Below are 26,149 nucleotides of genomic sequence, written 5' to 3'. Positions count from 1 at the left end.
AGGCCGGCTCTCCCCGCTCCAAAACCGCACGGGCGACGGGGTGGATGCCCCGGATGAACCGGGGCATGACGGCGGTGAGGGAAGAGGATCGCCCCCTCAATCCTCGCGCGAGGAGGGGTGGAAGCGGTCGGTCACCGCCAGCACGCCATAGGCGGCGACGAAGATGATGTTGGCGACCACCAGCCACTTCACCTGCGTCTCGCTCACGTCCGTCTCCAGCCGCATCAGCGCCTTGAGGAGCGTGATGCCGGTGATGGCCATGAGCGAGGCGAACAGCTTCAGCTTCAGTCCCGAGAAGGAGATGCGCGTCATCCAGACCGGCGAGGAGGGGGTATCGGCGCGGTCGATCTTCTCGACGAAGTTCTCGTAGCCCGAGGAGATCACCACCACCAGCAGCCCGCCCACCAGGGCAAGGTCGATGAGGGTGAGGATGCCCATGATGACGTGCGTCTCGTTCATGCTCGGCAGGGCGATGGCGAAGCGCACGAGTTCCAGAATGAAGGCGACGACGAGCAAGGCGAGCGCCACCGAGAGCCCCGCGAACAGCGGCACCATGGCCCAGCGGCTCAGCGTCACCAGCCGTACGATCGCCTTGCGCATCGCTTCGTCCCCTCCCGCTCAGAAGCTGCCGGCGAGCGTGCCGAGCCCGATCACCACGGCCAGCGCGATGAGGGCGCCCACCACGGCGGCCATCACGATGTCGAGGTAGCCTTCCTTGTGGGTCACGCCGCACACGGAGAGCAGCGTCACCACCGCGCCGTTGTGGGGCAGGCTGTCCAGCGTGCCGGAGCCGATGACGGCGACACGGTGCATGAGGGACGGGTCCATGCCGATCTGCGCGGCGATCTTCATGTAGGTCGGCCCCAGCGCGTCGAGGGCGATGGTGAGGCCGCCGGAGGCCGAGCCGGTCAGTGCCGCGAGGATGTTGGTGGCCACCGCCAGCGACACCAGCGGCCCGCCACCGATGCCGAGCACCCAGTCCCGCACGTCCGCGAAGGCGGGCAGCGCCGCGACGATGGCGCCGAAGCCCACGAGGCTCGCCACCGAGAGGATGGGCAGCACCGAGGCGTTGGCGCCCGCCGTCATGGTGGCGCGCAGCTCCGGCACGGTGGTGAAGTTGATGATGATGCAGGTGACGATGGCCGCCGCCAGCGCCACGATCACCGACCACACGCCGCCCACCGCCGACAGCGTGACGCCGCCCCACTGCGGATCGGCGAGGAAGCTCACATCCATGCGCGGCAGCACCACGAAGGACATGAGGAGGTTGACGACGATCACCACCACGATGGGCAGCGCCGCCAGGAGGATGGGCGGGGCGCGGGGGGATTCGTCGCTGGAATGGATCTCGGACGGGTCGAACGGGCCGGCCGTGGAGGCCCGCTCGCGCACGATGGGGTCGTCCGCCGCGAGGTCCGCGCTTTCGTCCGGCGCCGCGATGAGCGAGCCGAAGCCCTCGCCGGCGGCGCGGGCGGCATTCTCCCGCCGCTTCAGCCACCACATGCCGAAGCCCAGCATGATGAGCGAGGCGATGATGCCGAGCCCCGGCGCCGCGAACGGCGTGGTGCCGAAGAAGGGCATGGGGATGGCGTTCTGGATGGAGGGGGTGCCGGGCATGGCCGACATGGTGAAGGTGGAGGTGCCGAGCGCGATGGCCGCCGGCATCAGCCGCCGCGGCACGCCGGCCGCGCGGAACAAAGCGACGCCCATGGGGGCCAGCACGAAGAAGGCGACGAACAGCGACACACCGCCATAGGTGACGATGGCGCCTGCCAGCACCACCGCGAGAATGGCGCGGCTGGGGCCGAGCTTTTCCGTCATGTAGTTGGCGATGGAGGTGACCGAGCCGGAATCCTCCATCAGCTTGCCGAACACCGCGCCGAGCAGGAAAAGCGGGAAGAATTGCGCGACGAAATCCGCCGCGTTGCGCATGAAGGTCTGTGTCCAGCTCGCCAGCAGCGGCTCGCCCGAGAAGGCGGCCGCGATCAGCCCCGCGATGGGCGCGAGGATGAGGATGGAGGAGCCGCGGAAGGCGAGGAAGATGAGGACGGCGAGGCCGACCAGAATGCCGATGAGACCCATGCTCAAAGCTCCGCCATCAGCTGGTCGAAATTGACCGTGGAGGCCTTGCCGATGTCGTGCCCGTGCTCGGCGAGGAACACATCGGCGGCCTTGCGGCCCTCGTCCCTCAGCCAGGTGAGGAAGTCCCATTCCGCATTGAGCTTGGAAGAGAAGCCCAGCTCGTTCATGATGGGGTTGCGCACCACATGCACGCGCATGCGCGCCCAGTTGCAGGCTTCCGTATCGCCGGACAGCTCGTTCACGTGGCGCTGGAGCAGCGCCATCATGTACAGCTCCTTGATCGCCACCGAATTGAACGACACCTCGTTGAGGCGGTTGAGGATCTCGCCCGGCGTCTTGGGCGTGCCGGGCCGCTCCAGCGGGTTGATGGGCACGAGGATGGTGTCGTCCGACTTCAGCTCACTCACCAGCGGCGCCAGCGTCGGGTTGCCGGAATAGCCGCCGTCCCAATAGGCCTCGCCGTCGATCTCCACCGCCTGGAACAGCGTGGGCAGGCAGGCCGAGGCCATCAGCACGTCGGGGGTGATCTCGGCATTGCGGAACACGCGCGGGCGGCCGGTGCGCACGTTGGTGGCGGTGATGAACACCTTGATGGGGGAGGTGCGCAGGCGGTCGAAGTCGATCTGCTTTTCGAGGATCGGCGCCAGCGCGTTCCCGCCCAGGGGATTGTACTGGTAGGGCGAGAACATCCGCGTCATGAAATCCATCATCAGGAAGCCCGGCGCGGTGTCCATGGACCAGCGGCCGAGCATCTTGTCGAAGGGCGAGCGCTTGAACGGGCTGAAGCGCGCGGCTTCCGAGACGTGGGACCAGTAGCTCTCAAGGGCGAGCCTGGCGCCCTCGCGGCCGCCGGCGGCGAAGCCGTCCGCCAGCACGGCGGCGTTCATGGCGCCGGCCGAGGTGCCGGAGACGCCCTCGATCTCGAGCCAGCGCTCGTCGAGCAGCCGGTCGAGCACACCCCATGTGAAGGCCCCGTGGGAGCCGCCGCCCTGCAAGGCGAGATCGACGAGTACCGGTTCCCGTTCCATCTTGGACCTCATTCACTCGCAGGCCGCTCAGGGGCGGGCCTGTCGCCGTTTGGCGTGGCGGGCGTTTCCTCGGGTCGTTCTTGTGTTGTTGGCGGCGGCGGGAAGGCCCGCCGTCCGCGCGCCGGTCACGCCGGCTGCGTCTTGACCGGCTGCGCGACGCGCTCCGGCCCGGTATCGGGGCCGAACCACGCCACATAGAGCGCCGGCAGGAAAATGAGGGTGAGCAGCGTCCCCACCATGAGCCCGCCCATGATGGCGAAGGCCATGGGCCCCCAGAACACGGTGGGGGCGATGGGGATCATGCCCAGCACGGTGGAGACCGCCGTGAGCATGATGGGCCGGAAGCGCAGGGAGGAGGCGGAGACCACCGCATCCCACACGGTCTTTCCCGCTGCGCGGTCCGCCTCGATCTGGCCGATGAGGATGACCGCGTTCTTGGTGATCATGCCGATGAGCGCCAGAACGCCGAGGATGGCGACGAAGCCCAGCGGCCGGCCGGAGGCGAGCAGCGCCGCCACCACGCCGATGAGGCCGAGCGGCGCCACCGACAGCACGATGACGAGCCGCTGGAAGCTCTTCAATTCGAACATCAGCACGGTGAACATGAGGAACAGCATCACCGGCACCACCGCCACCACCGAGGCGAGCGAGGTCGCGCTCTCCTCCACCGTGCCGCCCGGCGTGATGGCGTAACCGGCGGGCAGGGTGCGGCGCAGGGCCTCGATCTTCGGCGCGAGCTTCTCCACAACGCTCTCGGGCAGCACGCCGCGCGTCACGTCAGACTGGACGGTCAGCGTCGGCACCCGGTCGCGCCGCCAGATGGCGGGATAGTCCTGCCCGTACTCGAAGGTGGCGATCTGCGAGAGGGGCACGGTGCGCCCGTTGGGCAGCGGCACTTGCAGCGTTGCGAGGGAGGCAAGCGAGACGCGCTCCTCGTCGGTGGCGCGGGCCACCACGTTGACGAGATAGATGTCGTCGCGCACCTGCGTCACCGGCTGGCCGGAGAGCACGGTGTTGAGCACGCCCGCGAGCTGAGCGGTGGAGAGGCCGAGGAGGCGCGCCTCGTCCTGGTCCACGCGGATGGACACCTGCCGGGCAGGCTCGATCCAGTTGTAATTGACCGTCTCCACCTCGGGGTTCTCGGCCATCACCTTGGCGAGGTCGAAGGCGATGGCGCGCACCTTCTCGATCTCCGGGCCGGAGACGCGATACTGCACCGGCCATCCCACGGGCGGCCCCAGCTCCAGCGGCGAGATGCGCGCCACAAGCTGCGGGAAGTCGGTGGCGAGCACCTTCTCCAGCTTCACGCGCAGCCGCTCACGTGCCGCCACGTCCTTGGCCACGATCACGCTCTGGGCGAAGAAGTCGTTGGGCAATTGCACGTCGAGGGGCAGATAGAAGCGGATGGCGCCACGGCCCACGTAGGTGGACCAGCGGGCCACGTCCGGATCATCGGCCAGCACCTTGTCGAACGCCTCGGCCACGCTCTGCGAGGCGTAGATGGAGGCGTTCTGCGGCGAGGCGAGGTCCACCAGCAGCTCGGGCCGGTCGGAGGAGGGGAAGAACTGGCGCGGGATCAGCGGCAGCGCCAGCACGGAGAGCACGAACAGGCCGGCGGTGACGGCGAGCGTCACCCAGCGCAGGCGCAGGCACAGGATGAGGAACGACCGGTACATCCCCATCACGCCCTTCGGCGGGGCGTCGGGATCGGGGATCTTGTCCTTCGCCGGCGCGCGCAGGATGAGCACCTGGAGCAGCGGCGCGAACAGCACCGCCACGATCCACGAGACGAGGAGCGCGATGCCCACCACCGCGAACAAGGTGAAGGTATATTCGCCCGCCGAGGAGGCCGCGAAGCCCACCGGCACGAAGCCCGCCACCGTCACCAGCGTGCCCGCCAGCATGGCTGCCGCATAGGCCTTGAAGGCGTAGGAGGCGGCGGTGGGCGGGTCGTCGCCGGCCGCGAGGCGGGTGAGCGTCGCGTCGGTGGTGGTCATGGCGTCGTCCACCATCAGCGCCAGCGCGATGATGAGGGCACCGAGCGAGATGCGCTGCATGTCGATATGCGCGAGCTGCATCAGCGCGAAGACGATGGCCAGCGTGAGCGGGATGGCGAGCGCCACGATGGCGCCGGCCCTCACCCCGAGCGCGATGAACGACACCACGAGGATGATGCCCACCGCCTGCCACAGGCTCTCCATGAATTCGGAGATGGCGCTCTTCACCGTCACCGCCTGATCGGCCACCAGCGTCGCGTCGATGCCCACGGGCATGTTGGCGAGGATGCGCGTCATGGCGCGGTCGATGTTGGCGCCCATGGCGAGGATGTCGCCGCCGTCGCGCATGGCGATGGCGAGGCCGATGGCGTCCTTGCCGTTCACCCGGAACATGGGCTGCGGCGGATCGGCGAAGCCGCGCCGGATGGTGGCGATGTCGGCGAGGCGGATGAGCCGACCGTTCACCACGAAATTCACATTGGCGATGTCCGCTTCCGAGGCGAAGGCGCCGGAGACGCGGACGGAGATGTTCTCCTTGCCCGTCTGAATCTCGCCCGAGGGGCGCACGATGTTCTGCGCCGCCAGCGCCGAGAGCACCGCCTGCCGGTCGATGCCGAGGCTCGCCAGCTCGGCCATGGAGAATTCGATGAAGATGCGCTCGTCCTGCGCGCCGAGGATCTCGATCTTCGACACGTCCGGCACGTGCAGCAGCTCGGAGCGGGCTTCCTCCACATAGTCGCGCAGCTCGCGATGGGAGAAGCCGTCCGCCGTGAAGCCGTAGATGATGCCGAAGGTGTCGCCGAACTCGTCGTTGAAGAACGGCCCCACGATGCCCTGCGGCAGGGTGTGGCGGATGTCGGCGATGCTTTTCCTGACGTGATACCAGATGTCCGGCACCTCGGCGGCGGTGGCGGAGCCCTTCAGGTTCACGAACACGGTGGTGACGCCGGGCTTGGTGTAGCTCTCCAGGAAGTTGAGCTGCGGCACCTCCTGGAGCTTGCGCTCCAGCCGCTCCGTCACCTGCCGGAAAGTCTCCTCCAAGGTGGCGCCGGGCCAGTTGGCCTGCACAACCATGGTCTTGATGACGAAGGTCGGGTCTTCCGCCCGGCCGAGGTTGCGGAAGGCCATCACGCCGGCCACCACGGAGATGGCCATGAGGTAGATGATGACGGAGCGGTGTTTCAGCGCCCAGGCTGAAAGGTTGAAGCCGCCGCTCACAGGCTGGCTCCCGCGGGCGCCGCGAGCAGGCGCACCTTCTGGCCCGGATGCAGCGCCTGGACGCCGGCCGTCACCACGATCTCGGAGGGCTTCAGCCCCTCGCCGACGCTGACGGACGCCGGGCCGAAGCGCAGCACCTCGATGGTGCGCAGCGCCACGGTCTGGCTCTTGGGATCGACCACCCACACGGCGGGCTTGTCGTTGAGGCGGGTGAGGGCGCTCGCCGGGATTTCCACCACCGGCCCGCGATCCACGATCACCCGGCCCACCACCGTGGTGCCGAGGCGCAGCCCCTCGGGCGGATTGGTGAGGCCCACGCGCACCCGGAAGGTGCGGGTCACCGGATCGGCCTGCGGCGCCACCTCGCGCACCCGGCCGGTGGCGGAGATGGCGGGGTCGGTGGCGAGCGCCACCGTCACCTCGGGGTCGCCGGGCAGGCCGGAGAGCATGGCGGCGGGCACATCGAACACCGCGTCGCGGCCATCCTGGCGCGCCACCTCGATCACCGGCTGGCCGGCCTGCACCACCTCGCCCGGCTCGGCCCGGCGCTGGGTGACGACGCCGGCGCTGTCGGCCTTCAATTCCGTGAAGCCGAGGCGGTCCTCGGCCATCTGCAGGCGCGCTTCCGCGTCGTCCACCTGCGCGCGGGCGTTCAGGAACGCCTGCTCGGCCTGCTCATACTGGGCGCGCGGGGTGAAGCCGCGGGCGAGGAGCTGGCGCTGGCGCTCATACTGGTTGCGGGTCTGGGTGAGGTTGGCGTTTGCCGCGCCGAGGGCCGCCTGCGCCGAGCGCACGGCATTCTGCTCGTCCTGCGGATCGAGACGGGCGAGCACCTGGCCGGGGGCGACGCGGTCGCCCACGTTCACCAGGCGGTCGATGATGCGGCCGGAGATGCGGAATCCGTAGGTGGCCTCGTTCTGCGCCTCCACCACGCCGGTGAGGCTCACGGCGTCGCTCGCCGCGCGGTTGGTGGCAACCACCGTGCGCACCGGCCGAGGCTCCTGCGCCTGCGGCTTCTGCGCCTCGCCGCAGGCGGCAAGGAAGAAGCACGCGCCGAGCACGCCCAGCAGCATGTGCTTACCTTTGACCACGCCAGCATCCTGCCCGCGATATACCCGATGGTCGCGCACGAGCAGCTCCTCTTCGCAGTGCAACTAGCGTGGCTATAGAGGACATCTGCGCATTAGACCAGCAAGTTAACTCAAAGCGCCTTCCTATACGTGCCCGTTTCTGCCATTCCCGTGATCGACCGGCGCGTTATGCGCCAAAAGGAGAAGATCGACATGGCAGAGGTCAAGGTCGCCGTCGTCACCGCGGGCGGGTCGGGCATGGGGGCGGCGTGCGCGCGGCGCCTTGCGGCGGATGGTTATGCGGTCGCCATCCTGTCCTCGTCCGGCAAGGGCGAGGCGCTGGCCGCGGAACTGGGCGGCCTCGGCGTCACCGGCTCCAACCAGAAGGCGGAGGACATCGCCGCGTTCGTGGATCAGGTGATGGCACGCTACGGTCGCATCGACGTGCTGGTGAACAGCGCCGGCCACGGCCCGCGCGACACCATCACCGCCATCACCGACGAGCAGTGGCATCAGGGCCTCGACATCTATCTCATGAATGTGATCCGCTCGGTGCGGCTCGTCACCCCCGTCATGGTGGCGCAGAAGGGCGGGGCGATCGTGAACATCTCCACCGCCTGGGCGTTCGAGCCGGCGGCCATGTTCCCCACCTCCGCCGTGTTCCGCGCGGGGCTCGCCGCCTACACCAAGATCTTCGCCGACACCTATGCCGCCGACAACGTGCGCATGAACAACGTGCTGCCCGGCTGGATCGACAGCCTGCCGCAGACCGACGAGCGCCGCGCCGGCGTGCCCATGGGCCGCTACGGCACCAGCGCCGAGATCGCCGCCACGGTGGCCTTCCTCGCCTCCGAAGGCGCCGGCTACATCACCGGCCAGAATTTGAAGGTGGACGGTGGGCTGATGCGCTCGGTGTGAGCGGGGCGCATTTGGCTTGGGGTAGGGGTGAGCGATGGGGCCGGCCTTCGAAGCCGGGCCTCTCACGCGCCTTGCGCGTCCCCATGGCGATATCTTGTGGCAAAGGTTAAGTTGGTTGACCGCAGGAGTGTTTCCCGTGAAGAATGTGGTCTACCTTCTCAGTCTGTCATTATTGACTTGCGCCCTGCCTTTGGGAGCAGCGCCCGCACATGCCGAATTCGCCATCGCCTGGGGTCAGAGAGACAGCCAGTTTTGGCATGGATGGGCAAAAAACAAAAAAACAGCAGCGGAGGCGAAAAAGATCGCCATGGACCTGTGCCAGAAGGGCGGCACGCGTGAATGCCGGCTGATCGTCACCGGCAACAAGCAGTGTGTCGCCCTTGCCGTTCCCGACAAGGGCAAGGCTGTCGGCTACTGGTCCAAGAAGTTCCTTCGGGGCGATGCGGAAACAGCGGCCGCAAACAGTTGCGAAGCCAAGGGCGTGACGTGTACCATTCGAATTGCATTCTGCGATGACTACGTGAAGCCGTGATATTCTGAATCAGATACTTGTGCCCTTTGTCCTCTCGGCCCGCGCGTCCCGTGCCACATGCACCATCATCAGCTCGCCGACATTCTCCGGCGTGAGCAGGCCCACGAGCCGGCCGCCGGGGGCGTCGAGCACGCCGACGGCGGGGACCTGGGCACTGGTGATGAGCTTGAGCGCCGCGTCCAACATTGAGCGGGCCTCCACGGTCGGGATGTCGTGCTGCATCACCTCGATGACGGGGGTGGTCGGCCCCTGCTCCTTGAGCGCCCGGATCATGGCGTCGCGGGTGAGCACGCCGCGCAGGTGGCCGGCGCCGTCCACCACCGGGAATTCCTTCTGGGTGGAGCGGATGAGCGCCTCGGCCGCATCGTCCACGGTGGATTGCGGCCCCAGCGTCTCGAAATGGGTGATCATGGCGTCGGCCACGATATGCCCGCGCGAAGCCTCCCTCAGCTGCACCTGCCCGGCCTCGCCGGAGGCGGCGAGGAAGACGAAGACGCCGATGATCATCAGCATCGGATTGGTGAAGATGCCGATGAGCCCGAGGCCGATGGCGAGGCCCTGGCCGATGGAGGCGGCGAGCGCGGTGGCGCGGGCAAAACCCATCCTCATGGCGAGGAGCGCGCGCAACACCCGCCCGCCGTCCATGGGGAAGGCGGGGATGAGATTGAACAGCACGAGGAAGATGTTGGCGCCCGCGAGCTTGACCAGCATGGACGTGCCGGGATCCTCGACCTTCGCCAGATCCTCCGCCTTCAGGTCGCCGCCCGTGAGGGTGAGGCTCAGCACCACCAGCAGAACGAGGGCGATCACCACGTTCACCGCCGGCCCGGCGATGGCCACCACCAGTTCCTGCGACGGCTTCTCGGGAATGCGTTCCAGATTGGCGATGCCGCCGAACGGCCAGAGCGTGATGTCCGGCGTCTTCACCCCGTAATGGCGGGCGGCGAAGACGTGCCCCAGCTCGTGCAGCAGCACGCAGAAGAACAGCAGCGCGACGAACAGCACCCCCTCCCACGCCGCCTGCGCGCCGCCGGAGCGGTAATAGGCCGCCCAGATCCACACCAGGAACAGCAGGAAGGTGACGTGGATACGGATGGCGGTCTCGCCGAGGCGGCCGATGGTCACGGACCAAGGCATCGCGGGTCTCCCTGAGGGATGTCGCTTCACACATAGCGCGTCGCGGCGGGGGCGCAATGACATGCATCAGGCGGCTTTGGTCTTGTTAGTAAGGAAGGCTTATTATATATTGGCCTTATGAGATCGCCCCCCTCTCACGCCACGCCGCCGCTCGGCTTCCTGCTCGTGGATTCCGCGCGGCTCTACCGCGCCCGCATCGACCGCGCCTTCGATGGCGCTGGCCTCGGCCTCACCATCGGCGAGGCGCGGGCGCTGGCCCACATCAACATCAACCCGGGCCTGCGCCAGTCGGCGCTCGCCGAGAAGATGAGCGTGGAGCCCATGACGCTGGTGGGCTTCCTCGATCGCCTTGAAGGGCTGGGGCTTGTGGTGCGCGAGACCGACCCCACCGACCGGCGCGCCAAGATCGTCGCGCTCACGGATGCCGCCCGGCCCTATCTGGATGGCATCGAGCAGGCGGCGGCGCGGGCCCGCGAGGAGGCGACGCGCGGCTTCTCCGATGAGGAGCGCGCGCAGCTGCGCGATTTCCTCGATCGCATCCGTGGCAACCTCGCCCGCGACTGCGCGGGCCGCGAGGCCGCCCCGCGCGAGGCCCGCATCAGGGAGGCCCGCAAATGACGGCGCCTCATCCCGCGGAGGCCGCGACATCGCCCAAGCCGCTCATGACCGAGCGCGAGGTGTCGATCATCGGCGGCATGATGGTCATGCTCGGCCCGGTCAGCCTCTCCCTCTACACGCCGGCCCTGCCGACGCTGGTGGAGGTGTTCGGCACGTCCATCGCCACGGTGAAGCTCACCCTCACCGTCTTCTTCTTCGGCTTCGCCGTCTCGCAGCTCATCTGCGGCCCGCTGTCGGACGCCTACGGCCGGCGGCCGGTGGCGCTCGGCTTCTTCGGCATCTATCTGTCCGGCGCGGTGGTGGCCATGCTGGCGCCGACCATCGGCTGGCTGGTGGCCGGGCGCATCCTGCAGGGCATCGGCGCGGCGGCGGGCATCGCCCTGTCCCGCGCGCTGGTGCGCGACCAATATACCGGGCAGGCCTCGGCGCGGGTGATGAACCTCATCGGCACCATCCTTGCCATCGGCCCGGCCATCTCGCCCACCATCGGCGGCTTGCTGCTCGGCGCCTTCGGCTGGCATTCGGTGTTCGTCGCCATGACCGGCTTCGGCCTCGCCCTCATGACGCTGCTGCTGTTGCGCGTGCCGGAAACCAACCGCGCGCCGGACGCGCGCCTCGCCGCGCCGCGCGCGGTCGCGGCCAGCTATCGCCGCCTGCTCACCGACCGTGGCTTCATGCGCGCCGCCCTCACCGCCGGCTGCGCGCTGGGCGGCATCTACACGCTGGCGGCGGCGCTGCCCTTCGTGCTGATCGACCGGGTGGGGCTCTCGCCCACCCAGTTCGGCCTCGCCATGATGATGCAGACCGGCGCCTTCATGGCGGGCACGCTCATTGCCCGGCCGCTGCTCAACCGCTTCAAGGCGCAGCAGCTGATCCTGCCCGGCCTCCTGCTGGTGCTCACCGGCGCCATCGCCATGGCGGTGGGCCCGCATGTGGTGGCGCTTTCGACCCTGAGCGTGATGCTGCCCATTTCCTTCTGGGCCTGCGGCTGCGCGCTGCTGCTGCCCGGCTGCACCACCAGCGCTTTGGCCGGCTTCGGCTCCATCGCCGGCTCCGCCTCCGCGCTCACCGGATTCGTGCAGATCGGCAGCGGCTTCCTCGGCACCTCCGTCTCGGCGCTGCTGCCCTCGCCGCTGGTGGCCATGACGATCCTCGTGCCCGCGATGGCGGTGGCGGCGCTCACCGTCCACCTCGCGCTCGCGCCGCGCCGGGTTCCGGAGCCCGCGCCGGCGGAGGAGGCGCCCGAGGCGCCGGATCTGGAGCTCGCCGCCGATCCCCTTGGCCTTGTGGGCGCGGCCGGCGACGAAATCGAGGCCGGCACCTACCGCCACGCATCCTGAGCACGCCACGGCCGCGCTCCCGCCGGTTGACCGAACGGGAGGCGCAGTGGTCAATTCCCCTCACGCTCGCGATTCCGGGCTAGAGCACGCGCCGATCTGATTGCACTGCAATCAGATCGGATAACGCGTTCTCTATCATCAAGTTAGAGGGCGATTCACCGATCAAATTGATTCAATTTGATCGGGTCGCGCTCTATGGGGGAAATCTATGAAACTTCGAGGACTGGCCCTCGCGGCGCTGATCGCGCTGGGGGCGGGAACGGTCGGCCACAGCGCGGGCGCGCAGGCGCAGACCGTGAGCTACGCCCAGGCCGCCGGCCTTCTGGCGCAGCATTGCGGCGAGGACATCATGAAGCTTTGCCGGGGCCAGAACCTCGGCAACGGCGCCATCCACAACTGCCTCGCGCAGAACGCGAGCAAGCTCTCGCCGGCCTGCGCCGCCAACCACGAAGGCATCCGCGCGATGACCGAGGCCCGCGCCGCGGCGCAGCGCGAGGCCTACAAGGTGTGCGATCGCGACCGCGCGCAATATTGCCCCGGCCTCGTGCCTGGCGACGGCAACATCGTCTCCTGCCTGCTCGAAGCCTCCAAGGTGGTGAGCCAGGCCTGCACGGGTGCCCTCATCAACGCCGGCTACAATCAGCAGTGAAGGGGGAGGGACAGATGAAATTCCAGATGCGTTCCGCCCTGCTGCTGTCCGCCGCGCTGATGGCGCCGGTGCTCCTCGCCGCGCCCGTCTCGGCCCAGGTGGTCACCTCCGATGCCCAGATCGTCCAGGGCCTCCAGGCCAGCGTTGCCAACGTGCCGAACGTCTCGGCCGAGGCGCTGCGCGGCCTTGCCGTCGCGCACATGAAGTACACCGGCCCGCCGGAGAGCCGCCCGCCGCTGGCCATCCAGCTCGACCAGCTGGCGCAGATCAACGTGGAGATCGAGTTCGATCTCAATTCCGCGATGATCAAGCCCTCGTCCTACCGCACGCTCGGCTCCGTCGCCGATGCCATGCACAACCCCATCCTGCTCGGCTACAAGTTCCTCGTGGTGGGCAATACCGACACCACCGGCACCCGCGAGATCAATCTCAAGCTCAGCCAGGAGCGGGCCGACGCGGTAATGCAGGCGCTCGCCACCACCTTCCGGGTGGATCCACGCCGGCTCCAGGCCGTCGGCCTCGGCGAGGAAAACCTGCAGGACGTGAAGAACCCGCATGCCGCCATCAACAGGCGGGTCCAGATCTTCAATCTCGGGAGCACGGGCGTCCTCACCCCCTGATCCCCCGGCGCTGAACGCGAGAACGCCGCCGCCGGGCATCCCCGACGGCGGCGTTCCTGTTTTTCGGGCCCCGTGATGGGGCGATCTCAGGCCGATCTCACGCCTTCTTGGCGCGGGCCGGCTTGGCGGCGGCCTTCGGCGCGGCCTTGGCCGGGGCCTTCGGGGCCGGAGCGGGCGCGGTCTTCACCGCCGCCACCTTGGCGCGGGCCGCCTTCGGGGCGGGGGTCTTCGGAGCGGAAGTCTTGGCAGCGGGAGTCTTGGGAGCGGGGGTCTTGGGAGCAGCAGTCTTGGCAGCGGGAGCGGCCTTCGGGGCCTTGGGCGCAGCAGCCTTCGGAGCAGCAGCCTTCGGAGCGGTGGCCTTGGGCGCCTTCGGGGCGGCGGGCTTGGAAGCCTTGGCAGGCGCCTTGGCTTCGGCGGCCTTGGTCTCGACAGCCTTGGTCTCGACGGCCTTGGTCTCGGGCGCGGACTTCACTTCCGCCTTGGGCGCCGCAGCCTTCGGGGCGGCAGCCTTCTTGGTCGCCTTGGGTGCAGCCTTCGGAGCCGCCTCGGGCGCAGATGCCTTGGGCGCGGTGGCCTTGGGCGCGGTGGCCTTGGGCGCGGTGGCCTTGGCCTTCGTCGCCTTCGCGGGCGCTTCGGCCCCAGCCTTCGGCGCGGCTTCCTTCGCCGCCGGAGCCTTGGCGGCCGCCTTCGGGGCAGTGGTCTTTGCAGCAGCCTTGGGCGCCACAGCCTTGGGCGCCGCCTTCGGAGCGGCCGCCTTCACGGGAGCAGCCTTCTTGGCGGGGGCCACCTTCGCCGGCGCCGTCTTGGCGGGGGCGGTCTTGGCGGGGGCCTTGGGCTTGTCGGGGGACTGGGTCAGAGCCGAAGCCGCGAGGGATTTGATCTCCGCGTGGGTGAGGCTGCCCGGATCGCGAAGGGCCTTCGCGGCGAGGGTGCTCACTTCGTCACTGGTGACTTCCGGCTTCTTGGCCATGACTCTTCTCCGAATTCTACGCGCCGGCGCGAATTCATTGTCGAATCACGACGATCGCCAGCATGTGATCCATCCCCCGGAAAATTTTCGGAATGGTTAACGCCAGTCTTATCAGGACGTTCCCATTGGCTCGCGTCCGGCCTCCAGAGGGCCCCGCGCCGCTGTCACACCCTCGTCCCACCCTCCGTCTAGGGTGCCGAATCAAAAGCGGGCGCGGGGGCGCGTCGCTCGCTGATTCCTGTTATAAATGAAGGGGTTCGCATGCCCGGCCGTCCGACCGTGCTCTTCCTGTGCCCCGACAACGGGGCGCTCAGCCTGATGGCGGAAGCGGTGGCGCTCCATCGCCATCCCGATCTGCGCCCGTTCAGCGCCGCCGCCGCGACGCCGGGCCAGGTCGACCCCGCCCTCGTCGCCGCGCTGGAGGCCGAGGACATCCCCGCCGACGGACTTTCAGCCAAGCCGGCGGGGGTCTTCCTGCTCTCGGGCGCGCCGCGCCTCGACGTGGTGGTGGCGCTGGGCGAGGCGAGCCGCAGGGCCGTCCGCCGCCAGCCTTTCCTCGGCCTGCTCCGGCTGGAGACCTGGGGGCTCGCCGAAGTCGTGCGCAGCCTGCCCGCGCCTGCCCGCCGCTTGGCCTATCGCCGCCTCCTGCCGGAAATCGGCGCCGCCATCGCGCGGCTGGAGGAGCGCATCGCGCTCCGCCTGTCAGGGGTCGCGGCGTAGAGGTTGACGTTGCTTCCGCTCCGGCGCCGCGCGGGGGTTTTGCGTTGCTTTCGCTCCGGCGCCGCGCGGGCTTTTCGCGTTGCTTCCGCTCAGGCGCCGCGCGGGCTTTGAGAGGCCCGCGCAACGCTGACCTCAGTCGGCGATCTTGCCGCCCAGCTCGTCCTCGATGTGGATGCGGATGATCTCCTCGAAGGAGTTTTCCGCCTTGAAGCCCAGCGCGGTCGCGCGGGCGGCGTCGAACTTGCGGGGCCAGCCGGAGACGATGGTCTCGATCACCGGGTCCGGCACCTTCCTGATGCGCGCCACCGTCTTGTCGCCGGCCACCTTGCGCAGCGCCTCGATCTGCTCGCCCACCGTTACGGCGAGGCCCGGCATGGTGAGGTTGCGGCGGGTGCCCACGCTGGCGCCGTCGAGGGTCGCGGCGTGGATGAGGAAGCCCACCGCCGAGCGCGGCGAGGCGTGCCAGTGCATGACATCCTCCGACACGGGCAGGATCGCCTCCTGCCCGGCCAGAGGCTCGCGGATGATGCCGGAGAAGAAGCCGGAGGCCGCCTTGTTGGGCAGGCCGGGCCGCACGCAGATGGTGGGCAGGCGGATGCCGATGCCATCGAAGAAGCCGCGCCGCGTGTAGTCCGCCAGCAGCAGCTCGCCCATGGCCTTCTGCGTGCCGTAGGAGGTCAGCGGCGTGTGGAAATACTCGTCCGGGATCGCCTCCGGGAAGGGCGCGCCGAACACCGCGATGGACGAGGTGAAGACGAGCCGGGGCGTATAGCCCTCGATCAGCCGCACCGCGTCGAACAGATGGCGCGTGCCGTCCAGGTTGATGCGGTAGCCCTTCTCGAAATCCGCCTCCGCTTCGCCGGAGACGATGGCCGCGAGGTGCAGGATCACGTCGGGGCGCTCCGCCACCAGCGCCGCCGCCTCGCCGGGCACGGAGAGGTCGGAGACGCGGGTGTCGATGGGAAAGGGCGCCTCGGGCGGCTTCGGCGTCACCACATCGTGGGCGGTGATGCGGGTGATGGGTTTGCCGCCGAGGCGGCCGTCGCGGGCGAGGCGCTCGATGAGCTTGCGGCCGACCATGCCGGCGCCGCCGATGACCAGAATGTGCATGTCGTTCGTCTCCCGGTGCTCAGAGCGCCCAGCCGCCGTCGATGATGTGGATCTGGCCCGTGGTGAAGGCGCTCTCGTCGGACGCGAGATAGAGGGCGAGCGCGGCGATCTCCTCCGGCGTGCCGAGGCGACCCATGGGCTGGCGGCCGACGAAATCGGCGCGCACCTGCTCCAGCGAGCGGCCGGTCTGGGCCGAGACGGCGGCGATGCGCTCGTCCAGCGAGGGCGACTGGATGGTGCCGGGGCAGATGGCGTTGGCGCGCACGCCCTTCAGGATGAAATCCGCCGCCACCGCCTTGGTGAGGCCGATCACCGCCGCCTTGGTGGTGCCGTAGGCATAGCGGTTCGGCACGCCGCGGATGGAGGAGGCGGCCGAGGCGATGTTGACGATGGAGCCCGCGCCCGTCTCCAGCATTCCGGGCAGGAAGGCCGAGATGGTGCGATGCATGGATTTTACATTGAGGTCGAAGGAGAAGTCCCAGTCCTTCTCCGACGTTTCGAAGATGGTGCCCTGATGGACGTAGCCGGCGGCGTTCACCAGCACGTTGATGGGCCCGATCTCCTTGGCCAGCGCCGTCACGGCATCGGTGGAGAGCACGTCCAGCGACCGCGTCTCGCCGCCTTCGAGGCCGGCGAGCTTGCCGGCGTCGAGATCGGTGGCGATGACGCGCGCGCCCTCGCGCACGAAGGTTTCCGCGATGGCGCGGCCGATGCCCTGTCCCGCCGCCGTCACCAGCGCGGTCTTGCCCTGAAGTCGTCCACCCATGACGTTCCTCTTGTGTTGTCGCGCGCGGTCACAGGCCGGCGCGAATGTCCTCCAGCCGCCGGAGCTGGCGGCCGTTTTCATCGACATTCTCCGGCGCCAGCCACGCCTCGAAGGCCGCCCTGGCGCGCGGCCATTCGCTATCGAGCAGAGAGAACCAGGCGGTGTCCCGGTTGCGACCCTTGACGATCATGTGCTGGCGGAAAAGCCCCTCGAAGGTGAAGCCGAGCCGCGCCGCCGCCTGCCGGGAGCGGGCGTTCAGCGCGTTGCACTTCCATTCGTAGCGGCGATAGCCGAGGTCCTCGAAGGCGTGGCGGGCCATGAGATACATGGCTTCCGTAGCGCCCCGCGTGCGCTGGAGCGCCGGGGTGTAGAGGATGTTGCCCACCTCGATCACCTTTTGCGCCGGCTCGATGCGCATGTAGGTGGCATGGCCAACCGCTCGGCCGGTGTCCGCTTCCTCGATGGCGAAGAGCAGCGGGTCCGCCTTCTTCGCGGCCTCGCCATAGAAGGCGGCGAAGGCGGCTTCATCCGGGAAGGGGGCAGGGGAGAGGTAGGCCCAGAGCGCCTCCTTCTCCGGCCCGTGCGACAATGCGAAAAGCGTGGCGGCGTGGCGCTCCGCGTCGAACGGCACGAGGCGGACGTGGCGGCCCTCCAGCGTCGTCGGCTCGGGCCGGCGGGCGGGGGCGGTGTCCACGGGCGCGCCGAGGGGGGTGGACGGATCGCCGGACATCACTTGTCACCCCCCGCGCCGAAGAATCGGTTGATCTCGGCGAAGGGCACGGCGCCCGCGAACGTCTGGAATGTGCCCGCGTCGCGGATCTCCTCCACCGAGGCGATGAAGGCGCCCCAGGCGACGCGGCTCAAGGTGCTGCCCACGCTGATGCGGCGCACGCCGAGCCCCGCGAGGTCGGCGACACCGAGCCCCGTCGAACCCGGCATCAGCACGTTCACCGGCAGCGGCGCCACCGCCTCCACCACGGCGGAGATGTCCTCCCGCGTGCGAATGCCCGGTGCATAGAGGCAATCCGCCCCCGCCGCCGCATAGGCCTTCAGGCGGGTGATGACCTCGGCAAGGTCGGTCCGGCCCACCAGGAAGCATTCGGCACGGGCGGTGAGGATCACGTCCGCGCCTGAGGCGTCGATGGCCGTGCGCGCCGCGCGCACCCGGGCGACCGCCTCATCCAGATCATAGAGCGGATGCGCCGCATCCCCCGTCGCATCCTCTATGGAGAGGCCGGAGACGCCGGTTCCGACGCACAGGGTGACGCTCTCGGCGACCCCGGCCGGATCGGGCGCATAGCCCGCCTCGAAATCCGCATTCATCGGCAGGGAGGTGGCGGCGACGAGATCGGCGATGTGGGCCAGCATCTCGTCCCGCCCCACGGCGCCATCCGGGCGGCCGGTGGAGAAGGCGTAGCCGGCGCTGGTGGTGGCGAGCGCCTTGAAGCCGGCGGCTTCCAGATAGCGCGTGGTGCCCACGTCCCACGGGTTCGGCAGCACGAAGCAGCCGCTCTCGTGGAGCGTGCGGAAGGCGCGGCGCTTGTCTGTGGGCGAGGTCATGAGAGCAATCCCGTGCACCGCCGGGGCGTGGCGGCGGGGGGAGATTAGGGCCGGGGCGGGCGGACGGGAAAGGTCCGTCCACCCGTCCGCATCGCGATCAGTGGTTGTCGCGCGGCACGCCCATGGTCTGGGCGATGTGCTGGTATTTCACGGCCGGCTTCAGCACCATGCCCTCGTCGAACTGGGCCACCATGGAGCGCTGGATTTCCTGCCAGGGGGTCTGGCTCTCCGGCGCCTTGTAGCCGCCGTGACCCTGCAGGTCGGCGCGGCGCTGGGCCAGCTCCTCCGGCGAGATCAGGATGTCGGCGGTGCAGGTGTTGAGGTCGATGCGCACCCGGTCGCCGGTTTTCAGCAGCGCGAGGCCGCCGCCCGCCGCCGCTTCCGGCGAGGCGTTGAGGATGGAGGGCGAGCCCGAGGTGCCGGACTGGCGGCCGTCGCCGATGCAGGGCAAAGCATGGATGCCCTTCTTCAGGAGGGCGGCCGGCGGCTGCATGTTCACCACCTCCGCGCCGCCGGGATAGCCGAGCGGGCCGGTGCCGCGAATGAACAGCAGGGTGTATTCGTCGATGCCCAGCGAGGCATCGTCGATGCGGTGGTGGTAGTCCTCCGGCCCGTCGAACACCACGGCGCGGCCCTCGAAGGCTTCCGGATCGTTCGGGTTGGAGAGGAAGCGGGCGCGGAACTCCTCGGAGATCACCGAGGTCTTCATCACCGCATTGTCGAACAGATTGCCGTGCAGCACGATGAAGCCGGCATCCTCCTTCAGCGGCGCGTCATAGGCCTTGATGACCTCGCGGTCCCAGGAGAGCTTGCCCTTGCAGTTCTCGCCCATGGTGCGCCCGTTCACGGTGAGCGCGCCCTCGTGGATCTTGCCCTTCTCGATCAGCTCCGCCACCACCGCCGGAACGCCGCCGGCGCGGTGGAATTCCTCGCCGAGATATTCGCCGGCGGGCTGGAGGTTTACGAGCAGCGGGATCTTGTGGCCCACCGCCTGCCAGTCATCCACCGAGAGCGGCACACCCACATGGCGGGCGATGGCATTGAGGTGGATGGGCGCGTTGGTGGAGCCGCCGATGGCGCTGTTCACGCGGATGGCGTTCTCGAACGCCTCGCGGGTGAGGATGTCGGAGGGTTTCAGGTCCTCCCACACCATGTCCACGATGCGCTTGCCGGTGTCGTAGGCGATCTGCCCGCGCTCGCGATAGGGCGCCGGGATGGCGGCGCAGCCGGGCAGGGACATGCCGAGCGCTTCCGCCAGCGCGTTCATGGTGGAGGCGGTGCCCATGGTGTTGCAGTGGCCGACCGAGGGGGCGGAGGAGGCCACGACGTCCATGAACTCGTCATAGTCGATCTCGCCGGCGGCGAAGCGCTCGCGGTTCTTCCACACCACCGTTCCGGAGCCGGTGCGCTCGCCCTTCCACCAGCCGTTCAGCATGGGCCCGCCTGAGAGCACGATGGCCGGAATGTTCACGGTGGCGGCGGCCATGATGCAGGCCGGGGTTGTCTTGTCGCAGCCGGTGGTCAGCACCACGCCGTCCAGCGGATAGCCGTAGAGGATTTCCACGAGACCGAGATAGGCGAGGTTCCGGTCCAGTGCCGCGGTGGGCCGCTTGCCGGTCTCCTGGATGGGATGGACCGGGAATTCGAACGGCACGCCGCCCATGGCCTCGATGCCCGCCCGCACACGGTGGGCGAGGTCCAGATGGTGGCGGTTGCAGGGGGAGAGGTCCGAGCCCGTCTGGGCGATGCCGATGATCGGCTTGCCGGACTGCAATTCCTCGCGGGTGAGGCCGAAATTCAGGTACCGCTCCAGATAGAGCGCGGTCATGCCGGGATTGTCCGGATTGTCGAACCACAGCTGCGACCTGAGCTTGAGGCCGTGCTTCTCAGGCTGGTCGCCCTTGCGCTCGATCGTTCCGTTTTTTCCCTGGTCGGCAGGACCGGACATGGCTTTCTCCACTGCTCCGGCGTTCGGGTGCGCCGGATTTTAATCGATTTGATCGGCGGGATTTATGCGCCCGGCGGCGACGGAAATCAATCCGGGTTTGGAGGCGTTCCGGTGTGCAATGCACCCTTCGCAGGCGTCCTAGACGGATGGCACTCTTGCCTCGACGCGCGAACCGTTTATCGGAAGGAGGGCCAGCAGGAGACGCCATGTCACAGATGCCCGCCGCCGACCCGCGCCCCGTCGCCGCGCCCTTCGCGCGGCTCGCCGGGGTCGAGGTGACGCGCGGCGCGCGGACGGTCTTCTCCAATCTCACTCTCACCTTGTCCGAGCGGCGCATCGGCCTCGTGGGCGACAACGGCTCGGGCAAGTCCACTCTGCTGCGCCTCATCAACGGCCTGATCCTGCCGGACACGGGCACGGTGACGGTGGAGGGCCTCGACACCCGCCGCGACCGGCGCAAGCTGCCGGCGACGGTGGGCTTCGTGTTCCAGAACGTGGACCACCAGATCATCTTCCCCTCGGTGCGGGAGGAGATCGCCTTCGGCCCCATCCAGCAGGGCACGCCGAAGGCGCAGGCCAATGCGGACGCCGAGCGGCTGCTCGCCCGCCACGGCTGCGCCGGCTGGGGCGAGCGGGCGGTGGCGGACCTCTCCGAGGGGCAGAAGCAGCTCGTCTGCATCCTCTCGGCGCTGGCCGCCGACCCTTCCGTGCTGCTGCTGGACGAGCCCTTCTCCAGCCTCGACCTCACCACCCGCCTCACCCTCGCCTCCCGCCTCGGCGCGCTCGACGTGAAGCTGGTGATGGCGAGCCACGACGTGGACCTGTTCGCCGGCTTCGATCGCGTCCTCTGGCTGAGGGGCGGCGAGGTGGTGGCGGATGGCGCGCCGGCCGAGGTCATCCCGCTCTACGAGGCGGATGCGCGCGCCCGCGCCGAGCGCGCCGTGGCGCGGCCGTCCGGGCGGGCCGTCCCATGATCGCCGGCTATCTCTCCGGCCGCAGCCTGCTGCATCGCCTGCCCGCCGGCGCGAAACTGATCGCGCTCGCGGTGCTCTCCGTGCTGATCGTGCCGCTGGACAGCCCGGTGCTGCTGGCCATGGCGCTCGCCGGCGTGCTCATCGTCTATTGCGGCTTCGGCCGGCCGGGGCTGCGGCGGCTCGCCCAGTGGCGGAGCCTCGCGCCGCTGCTTGTCGTGATCTTCGCGCTGCAGGTGTGGGCGGCATCCGTCGAGGTGGCGGTGGCGAGCGTGCTGCGCATCTGCGTGATGGTGCTGCTCGCCGATCTCGTCACCCTCTCCACCCGCATGCAGGACATGATGGACGCGCTGGCCCTGCCGATGCGCCCGCTCGCGCGCTTCGGGCTCGATCCCGAGCGCATCGCGCTGGCGGTGGCGCTGGTGCTGCGCTTCGTGCCGGTGCTGCTCGACACCTGGCGGGGCCGCGAGGAGGCCTGGCGCGCGCGCAGCCCACGCCGGCCTGGATTGGCGCTCGTCGGCGCCTTCTTCTCCGGCGCGCTCGCCATGTCCGATCAGGTGGCGGAAGCCCTCGACGCGCGCGGCTTCGGCGCCCCGCGCAGGACGCGCCCGCCGCGCCCCACTCGCAAGTCCGGATTCTGAAAGGGGACAGACCCATGGACAGCCAGATCTTCGAGACCCGCACGCTGGTGCGCATCGCCCTCGTCGCCGCCCTCATCGCGGCGCTGGGCTTCGTGCCGCCCATCTTCCTGCCCATCGCGGCGGGGGTGCCCATCACCGCCCAGAGCCTCGGCGTGATGCTGGCCGGCCTCCTGCTCGGCGCCCGCGCGGGGGCGGCGGCGACGGGGCTGTTCGTGTTCGTGGTGCTGCTCGGCGCACCGCTGCTGTCGGGCGGGCGCGGCGGCCTCGGCGTGCTGGCGAGCCCGACCGCCGGCTTCCTCATCGGCTACGTCGCCGCCGGCTTCGTGACCGGCCTCGTGGCCGAGCGGCTCGCGGCCCGCAATCTGCCGGCGCTGGCGACGGCGCTGATCGCCGCCATCACGGGCGGCATCCTCACCCTCTATGCCTTCGGCATTCCGGGGATCGCGCTGATGGCGCACATCAGCCCGCTGAAGGCGCTCATCGGCGCGTCCGTCTTCGTGCCGGGCGACCTCATCAAGGCGGTGGGCGCGGCACTGCTCGCCACCACGGTCCTGCGCAACTGGTCGGTGGCTGCGCCGCACCGCCCGTGAGCATCACGCGCCACCTCGCCCGCCACGCGGTGGAGCGACCGAACGCGCCGGCCCTCACCTGCGCCGGCGAGACGCTGACCTACGCCGCCCTCGATGCGCTGGTGACGCGCTGCGCGACGCGGTTCGCGCACGCGCCGGCCGGCGGCATCGGGCTCGACCTGCCGAACGGCGCGGCCCTCGCCATCCTGTTCCTCGCCGCCGCCCGTGCGGGACGGGAGGCGCAGATCCTCGACCCCGGCTGGCCGGAAAGCCAACGGCGGGACGTGCTGGAGCGGGTCAAGCCCGGTCTGATCGTGAGCGGGAAGGCCGGCGACATCCGCCTCGCGCCGGGGCAGGGGGCGGCAGGGCTGGCCGAAGCCATCGGCGCAGATGCGGCCGCGGCGATACCCGAGCCGGCCGCCGATCTGCCTTTCTACGTGGGCTTCACCTCCGGCTCCACCGGCCTGCCCAAGGGCTATCGCCGCGCGCATCATTCCTGGACGGCGAGCTTCGATGCGGACACGGCGGAATTCGGCATCGGCGCGGAGGACGTGATCCTCGCCCCCGGCGCGCTCACCCATTCGCTCTTCCTCTACGCGCTGGCGCGGGGCCTCGATGCCGGCGCCCATGTGCTGCTCTCACCCAGCTTCCGCCCCCGTAGCGCCGCCGAGCTGGCGCGCGCCCATGGCGCGACCGTGCTCTATGGCGTGCCGACGCAGATCGCGCTGCTGCTGGACCATCTTGCCGCCGAGGGCGAGACCCTGCCGGGGCTGCGGCTCGTGCTGTGCTCCGGCGCCAAATGGCCGCCGGGGCGGCGGCAGATGCTCGGGCACCTCATGCCCAACGCCGACTTCGCGGAATTCTACGGCGCCTCCGAACTCTCCTTCGTCACCGTGGCGAAGGAGGCCGAGGGCGTGCCTGCGGGCTCGGTGGGCCGCGCCTTCGCGGGCGTGCGCCTCTCCATCCGTGATGCGGCGGGGCGGCGGCTGCCGGCGGGGCGCACGGGGGGGGTGTTCGTGGCGAGCCCCTTCCTGTTCATGGACTATGCCACCGGCGACAGTCCCGACCTCTTCGTGAGCGGCGACGAGGTGAGCGTCGGCGACATGGGCTTTCTCGACGCCGCCGGCTTCCTCCACCTCGCCGGCCGGTCGCGGCGGATGATCGTCACCTCGGGCAAGAACCTTTTTCCCGAGGAGGTGGAGCGCGTGCTGGAGACCCACCCCGCCATCGCCGCCGCCGCCGTGCTGGGCGTGGCGGACGGCAAGCGTGGCGAGCGGCTGGTGGCGTTCCTGTCGCTCGCCGAGGGCGAGGCGCCCGCCCGCGCGGACCTCATCGGCTTCCTGAAATCTCGTCTGCCCCTGTTCAAGGTGCCGCGCCTTTATGCGCGGGTGGCTGACTGGCCGCTGACGCCCACCGGCAAGACGGACTTCCCCGCCATCGCCACCCTGTGGCCTGCGCGCTGCGAGCTTCTGCCATGAAGGTCTCCATCCTCGCAGCCATGCGCACGGCGGTCGCCCCGCGCGGAGGCGCCTTTCGCGACGTGCCGGCCCACAAGCTGGCGGCGGCGCTGATCGGCCCGGTGCTGGCGGCGGCCGGTGTGGCGCCGGAGGATGTGGACGAGGTGATCCTCGGCAATGCCTTGTCCGGCGGCGGCAACATGGCCCGCGTCGCGGCGCTCGCGGCGGGACTTCCGGAGACGGTGCCGGCGCTCACCATCGACACCCAATGTTGCTCCGGCCTCGACGCCATCCGCCTCGGCGCGGCGCGCATCATGGCGGGGGAGGCGCGCTATGTGCTGGCGGGCGGGGCCGAGAGCTTCAGCACCGCGCCGCTGCGCGCCTATCGTCCGCGCGAGAAGGACGGCATGCCGGATTTCTATCGCCAGCCCGCTTTCACCCCGTGGCCGGAGCGCGAGATCGCGCTTGATGCCTCGGCTGCCGGCATGGCGTTGGCGGAGGGCCTCACGCGCGCCGAGCAGGAGGCGTTCGCCGCCGAAAGCCACCGCCGCGCGCTGACGGTGCCGCCGGCGGATGGCGAGATCGTGCCGGTGGCGGGCCTTGCCGCCGATGCCTTCGCGCGGCGCCTGTCGCCTGCGCTCATGGCGCGGCTGCCGGTGCTTTCGGGCGACGCAACCCATGGCGTCACCGCCGCCACCGTCGCGGTGGAGGCGGATGCGGCCGCCCTTGTGCTGCTGGGGCCGGCGCAAGCGGGGGACGTGACGATTGCCGGGGGCCTCGCGCGCGGCGGTGACCCGTTCGTGCCCGCGCTCGCGCCCATAGTGGCGGTGGAGGCGTTGTGCGCCCGCCTCGGCGTTGCCGCATCCGCCGTCGATCATGTGGAACTGATGGAGGCCTATGCGGCGCAGGCCCTTGTCGCCATGAGGCGGCTGGGGCTCGATCCGGCCCGGGTGAACGCCGGGGGCGGCGCATTGGCGCGGGGCCACCCCATCGGCGCGTCGGGTGCAATCCTGGCGGTACGCAGCTATCATCGCCTGCGCGCTGGAAACGCTGGCCGCGCCCTGTGCGCCATCGCCGGTGCCGGTGGCATTGCGAGTGCCCTGATGCTGGACCGGGACGGAACCGGCCCGGCACAAGACCGTTGAGCCCCGGTTCAGGAGCCGAATGCCCATGCTGGATGTCACGACCCCCGATGCCCCACGCCCGCCGCCGCCCCGTTCCGCGGGAGACGCGCTGGCGGACGCGCTGGCGGCCACACTCGAGACGGTGGCGGCGGCGGTGGCCGATCCCGACCCCGAGGAGATGGTGCACGACGCCCGCAAGGCCATGAAGCAGTATCGCGCCCTGCTCCGCCTCATTCCGGGCGATGACGCGAAGGCCGAGCGGCGGCGCACGGCGGAGGTGGCACGCCAGCTTTCCGGCGCCCGCGACCAGGTGGCGGCCCGCGATGCGCTGGACGTGATGGCCAAGGGCGGCTTCCTCCTGGCCTGCGACCAGACCGACGCCGAGGGGGTGCTGGGCGAGGACGCCGCCGCGGACGGCGGCGAGCATCGCGCCACGCTCGGCGGCTTCCTCGTCTCCGCCCGTGCGGCCCTTGCCGACACGCTGGCGGCACAGGCGCGGCAGGCGGATGTGCCGAAGGGGCTGGTGAAGGCCTACAGGCAGGCCCGCCGCGCCCCCTTCGACACGCCCGAGGACATGCACGAGGCGCGCAAGCGCGTCGTCACCCACCGCTATCAGATGAGCTTCCTCGCCGACGCCTTCGGCCATGGCGCCAAACGGGCGCGCGCCGCGCAGCGGCTGCGCGACCTGCTCGGCGCCTATCAGGACATCGAGACGCTGCGGCCCATGCTGGATGCGGCGGGTGACGCGCTGGCGGAGGGCACGCGGGAGCGGCTGGGCCTTGCCATGGACCGGGCGCAGAAGCGGCTGCGCAAGCGCGCGCTGCGGCAGCACGCGGCGCTGTTCCGCCGCAGCGCCAAGGCCTTCCGCGACAGCTGCCGGGAGCGCGTCGGCGCGGCGTCGGATTGACGCGGATCATTGCCGGCTGAGGCTCGGCGCGGCCTGATCGTCATCAAAGCGCCGTGAGAAGCGGCAAAAGCTAAGTCAGCAAAGCTTGAGCGTCCGGCGCGATGCCGGGCGAGGCTCCGGCATCCGTTTCAAGTCCCGGGCGCTTTCCGCGTCCTGAAGAGATCGGCCGATGGTCAACCTGCCCGCCAATTCGCCCC

Annotated in this window: 25 protein-coding genes; 13 read left to right on the top strand and 12 right to left on the bottom strand. The window is 69.7% G+C overall.

Features of this window, described 5'->3' with window-relative positions; translation table 11 throughout:
* Nucleotides 1-96: 96 nt before the first annotated feature.
* The 5 genes from J2126_RS08170 to J2126_RS08150 all read right to left on the bottom strand — a co-directional run bounded on the left by J2126_RS08170 (nt 97) and on the right by J2126_RS08150 (nt 7,416).
* The gene (locus tag J2126_RS08170) at nt 97-600 is read right to left on the bottom strand and encodes a YqhA family protein (protein WP_209485566.1); all 504 of its coding nucleotides are present in this window, start codon (nt 598-600) and stop codon (nt 97-99) included.
* An 18-nt stretch (nt 601-618) separates the two neighbouring features.
* The gene (locus tag J2126_RS08165) at nt 619-2,082 is read right to left on the bottom strand and encodes a GntP family permease (protein ID WP_209485564.1); all 1,464 of its coding nucleotides are present in this window, start codon (nt 2,080-2,082) and stop codon (nt 619-621) included.
* A gap of 2 nt (nt 2,083-2,084) precedes the next feature.
* Entirely contained in the window at nt 2,085-3,110 is a 1,026-nt protein-coding gene (locus tag J2126_RS08160; RefSeq protein ID WP_209485562.1) for a patatin-like phospholipase family protein, read from the bottom strand.
* Nucleotides 3,111-3,235: 125 nt separating this feature from the next.
* Nucleotides 3,236-6,325 carry an efflux RND transporter permease subunit gene (locus tag J2126_RS08155; RefSeq protein WP_209485560.1) on the bottom strand — a complete coding sequence of 1,030 codons (3,090 nt, stop codon included), beginning with the start codon at nt 6,323-6,325 and terminating at the stop codon, nt 3,236-3,238.
* Nucleotides 6,322-7,416 carry an efflux RND transporter periplasmic adaptor subunit gene (locus J2126_RS08150; RefSeq protein ID WP_348634260.1) on the bottom strand — a complete coding sequence of 365 codons (1,095 nt, stop codon included), beginning with the start codon at nt 7,414-7,416 and terminating at the stop codon, nt 6,322-6,324. Before J2126_RS08150 ends, J2126_RS08155 begins: the two co-directional genes overlap by 4 nt.
* A gap of 192 nt (nt 7,417-7,608) precedes the next feature.
* On the opposite strand from J2126_RS08150, the gene J2126_RS08145 reads away from it, so the two are divergent.
* Together J2126_RS08145 and J2126_RS08140 are read left to right on the top strand one after the other, a co-directional pair.
* A complete protein-coding gene (locus J2126_RS08145; RefSeq protein WP_209485558.1) occupies nt 7,609-8,313 on the top strand; it encodes an SDR family oxidoreductase in 705 nt (234 codons plus the stop codon).
* A 136-nt stretch (nt 8,314-8,449) separates the two neighbouring features.
* Nucleotides 8,450-8,845 (top strand): DUF4189 domain-containing protein, encoded by a 396-nt coding sequence (locus J2126_RS08140; RefSeq protein ID WP_169124659.1) that lies wholly within the window; start codon nt 8,450-8,452, stop codon nt 8,843-8,845.
* Nucleotides 8,846-8,854: 9 nt separating this feature from the next.
* Here J2126_RS08140 and J2126_RS08135 read toward each other — a convergent pair whose 3' ends face one another.
* Nucleotides 8,855-9,982 (bottom strand): site-2 protease family protein, encoded by a 1,128-nt coding sequence (locus tag J2126_RS08135; RefSeq protein WP_209485557.1) that lies wholly within the window; start codon nt 9,980-9,982, stop codon nt 8,855-8,857.
* Between the two features lie 117 nt (nt 9,983-10,099).
* Here J2126_RS08135 and J2126_RS08130 point away from each other — a divergent pair, with 117 nt between their 5' ends.
* The 4 genes from J2126_RS08130 (at nt 10,100) to J2126_RS08115 (ending at nt 13,209) form a co-directional block, all read left to right on the top strand.
* A complete protein-coding gene (locus J2126_RS08130; protein ID WP_209485555.1) occupies nt 10,100-10,600 on the top strand; it encodes a MarR family winged helix-turn-helix transcriptional regulator in 501 nt (166 codons plus the stop codon).
* Nucleotides 10,597-11,940 carry a multidrug effflux MFS transporter gene (locus J2126_RS08125; RefSeq protein WP_209485553.1) on the top strand — a complete coding sequence of 448 codons (1,344 nt, stop codon included), beginning with the start codon at nt 10,597-10,599 and terminating at the stop codon, nt 11,938-11,940. Before J2126_RS08130 ends, J2126_RS08125 begins: the two co-directional genes overlap by 4 nt.
* A gap of 208 nt (nt 11,941-12,148) precedes the next feature.
* Complete coding sequence (locus J2126_RS08120; protein ID WP_209485551.1) at nt 12,149-12,589, top strand: hypothetical protein; 441 nt, start codon at nt 12,149-12,151, stop codon at nt 12,587-12,589.
* Nucleotides 12,590-12,603: 14 nt separating this feature from the next.
* Nucleotides 12,604-13,209, top strand: coding sequence for an OmpA family protein (locus tag J2126_RS08115; protein WP_209485548.1), 606 nt, complete (start codon nt 12,604-12,606; stop codon nt 13,207-13,209).
* Between the two features lie 97 nt (nt 13,210-13,306).
* On the opposite strand, the gene J2126_RS08110 is transcribed toward J2126_RS08115, so the two are convergent.
* On the bottom strand, nt 13,307-14,179 hold the full coding sequence (locus J2126_RS08110) for a hypothetical protein (RefSeq protein ID WP_209485546.1): 873 nt from the start codon (nt 14,177-14,179) through the stop codon (nt 13,307-13,309).
* A gap of 261 nt (nt 14,180-14,440) precedes the next feature.
* On the opposite strand from J2126_RS08110, the gene J2126_RS08105 reads away from it, so the two are divergent.
* Entirely contained in the window at nt 14,441-14,899 is a 459-nt protein-coding gene (locus tag J2126_RS08105; RefSeq protein WP_209485545.1) for a hypothetical protein, read from the top strand.
* A 132-nt stretch (nt 14,900-15,031) separates the two neighbouring features.
* Here the strand turns inward: J2126_RS08105 and denD are convergent, their stop codons facing one another.
* The 5 genes from denD to J2126_RS08080 form a co-directional block, all read right to left on the bottom strand.
* A complete protein-coding gene (denD, locus tag J2126_RS08100) occupies nt 15,032-16,009 on the bottom strand; it encodes a D-erythronate dehydrogenase (protein WP_209485543.1) in 978 nt (325 codons plus the stop codon).
* 19 nt (nt 16,010-16,028) lie between these two features.
* Nucleotides 16,029-16,775, bottom strand: a complete 747-nt coding sequence (locus J2126_RS08095) for an SDR family oxidoreductase (RefSeq protein ID WP_209485541.1) — start codon at nt 16,773-16,775, stop codon at nt 16,029-16,031.
* Nucleotides 16,776-16,803: 28 nt separating this feature from the next.
* Nucleotides 16,804-17,505 carry a GNAT family N-acetyltransferase gene (locus tag J2126_RS08090; RefSeq protein WP_209485539.1) on the bottom strand — a complete coding sequence of 234 codons (702 nt, stop codon included), beginning with the start codon at nt 17,503-17,505 and terminating at the stop codon, nt 16,804-16,806.
* Nucleotides 17,505-18,335, bottom strand: coding sequence for an isocitrate lyase/PEP mutase family protein (locus tag J2126_RS08085; RefSeq protein ID WP_209485537.1), 831 nt, complete (start codon nt 18,333-18,335; stop codon nt 17,505-17,507). Before J2126_RS08085 ends, J2126_RS08090 begins: the two co-directional genes overlap by 1 nt.
* 97 nt (nt 18,336-18,432) lie before the next feature.
* Complete coding sequence (locus J2126_RS08080) at nt 18,433-20,283, bottom strand: IlvD/Edd family dehydratase (protein WP_245327246.1); 1,851 nt, start codon at nt 20,281-20,283, stop codon at nt 18,433-18,435.
* A 206-nt stretch (nt 20,284-20,489) separates the two neighbouring features.
* Here J2126_RS08080 and J2126_RS08075 point away from each other — a divergent pair, with 206 nt between their 5' ends.
* From J2126_RS08075 to J2126_RS08050, 6 genes are read left to right on the top strand one after another with little or no spacing between them, the layout of a single operon-like run.
* Nucleotides 20,490-21,257: an energy-coupling factor ABC transporter ATP-binding protein gene (locus tag J2126_RS08075; RefSeq protein ID WP_209485535.1), complete on the top strand. Its 768-nt coding sequence runs from the start codon at nt 20,490-20,492 to the stop codon at nt 21,255-21,257.
* Nucleotides 21,254-21,895, top strand: a complete 642-nt coding sequence (locus J2126_RS08070) for an energy-coupling factor transporter transmembrane component T family protein (protein WP_209485533.1) — start codon at nt 21,254-21,256, stop codon at nt 21,893-21,895. The genes J2126_RS08075 and J2126_RS08070 overlap by 4 nt, the downstream gene beginning before the upstream one ends.
* 14 nt (nt 21,896-21,909) lie before the next feature.
* Nucleotides 21,910-22,485: a biotin transporter BioY gene (locus tag J2126_RS08065; RefSeq protein WP_209485530.1), complete on the top strand. Its 576-nt coding sequence runs from the start codon at nt 21,910-21,912 to the stop codon at nt 22,483-22,485.
* Nucleotides 22,482-23,942, top strand: a complete 1,461-nt coding sequence (locus J2126_RS08060; RefSeq protein WP_209485528.1) for an AMP-binding protein — start codon at nt 22,482-22,484, stop codon at nt 23,940-23,942. Before J2126_RS08065 ends, J2126_RS08060 begins: the two co-directional genes overlap by 4 nt.
* Nucleotides 23,939-25,066, top strand: coding sequence for a thiolase family protein (locus J2126_RS08055; RefSeq protein ID WP_209485527.1), 1,128 nt, complete (start codon nt 23,939-23,941; stop codon nt 25,064-25,066). Before J2126_RS08060 ends, J2126_RS08055 begins: the two co-directional genes overlap by 4 nt.
* A 25-nt stretch (nt 25,067-25,091) precedes the next feature.
* Complete coding sequence (locus tag J2126_RS08050) at nt 25,092-25,952, top strand: CHAD domain-containing protein (protein ID WP_209485525.1); 861 nt, start codon at nt 25,092-25,094, stop codon at nt 25,950-25,952.
* Nucleotides 25,953-26,149: the final 197 nt, after the last annotated feature.

The sequence above is a fragment of the Xanthobacter flavus genome, assembly GCF_017875275.1.
In the GTDB taxonomy this organism is placed as follows: domain Bacteria; phylum Pseudomonadota; class Alphaproteobacteria; order Rhizobiales; family Xanthobacteraceae; genus Xanthobacter; species Xanthobacter flavus_A.
Note: the sequence above shows the minus strand (reverse complement) of the source record. Positions and strands in the feature narration are given on the sequence as shown.